This is a genomic window from Pseudomonas sp. PDM28, from assembly GCF_019219115.1.
Lineage (GTDB): Bacteria > Pseudomonadota > Gammaproteobacteria > Pseudomonadales > Pseudomonadaceae > Aquipseudomonas > Aquipseudomonas laurylsulfatiphila.
Window position 1 is genome coordinate 1 of the sequence record NZ_JAHUWG010000026.1, and the last position, 953, is coordinate 953.

The window sequence follows — 953 nt, forward strand, 5'->3', positions numbered from 1 at the left end:
CCGGACTATCGAGACTGATCGAAGTTTTCGGTTGTTCTGGCTGGCCTCATCGCTGGCAAGCCAGCTCCCACAGAGTAAGTGGGTGTACGCAAAATCTGTGAGCACCCGAAAACATTGTGGGAGCTGGCTTGCCAGCGATGGGGCCCGGTCAGGCACCACAACTTTTCAAGCCTGCCGCGGTGTATTGAGGTTCATCGACCGCACCGCCAGCGCCGACGCTGTCTCTTCATCGATCGGCAACGAAAACCGAAAGGTCGCCCCCCGCCCCGGCACATCGATCAACTGAATCTCGCGCCCGTGCAATTGCAGGATGCGATGCACGATCCGCAGCCCCAGCCCGCCATCACGCCGTGCGCCGCCGATGTTGAACGGACGCAGTTGCGGATGCTGGATCGTGTGGCGCCGGGGTATCGGGGCTGATCGGAGTTTTCGGTTGTTCTGGCTGGCCTCATCGCTGGCAAGCCAGCTCCCACAGAGTAAGTGGGTGTACGCAAAATCTGTGAGCACCCGAAAACATTGTGGGAGCTGGCTTGCCAGCGATGGGGCCCGGTCAGGCACCACAACTTTTCAAGCCTGCCGCGGTGTATTGAGGTTCATCGACCGCACCGCCAACGCCGATGCAGTCTCTTCATCGATCGGCAACGAAAACCGAAAGGTCGCCCCCCGCCCCGGCACATCGATCAACTGAATCTCGCGCCCGTGCAATTGCAGGATGCGATGCACGATCCGCAGCCCCAGCCCGCCATCACGCCGTGCGCCGCCGATGTTGAACGGGCGCAGTTGCGGATGCTGGATCGTGTGGCGCCGGACTATCGAGACTGATCGAAGTTTTCGGTTGTTCTGGCTGGCCTCATCGCTGGCAAGCCAGCTCCCACAGAGTAAGTGGGTGTACGCAAAATCTGTGAGCACCCGAAAACATTGTGGGAGCTGGCTTGCCAGCGATGGGGCCCGGT

At 60.7% G+C, this 953-nt stretch carries 1 protein-coding gene and 1 pseudogene; both read right to left on the bottom strand.

Going from position 1 to position 953, the window contains the following annotated elements; genetic code table 11:
* Nucleotides 1-165 precede the first annotated feature (165 nt).
* Nucleotides 166-378 (bottom strand): annotated as a pseudogene (locus KW841_RS29410) (ATP-binding protein); the annotation flags it as partial.
* 189 nt (nt 379-567) lie between these two features.
* Nucleotides 568-953, bottom strand: a 386-nt coding sequence (locus tag KW841_RS29895; protein WP_256357992.1) for an ATP-binding protein, incomplete at its 5' end; no start/stop codon positions are given.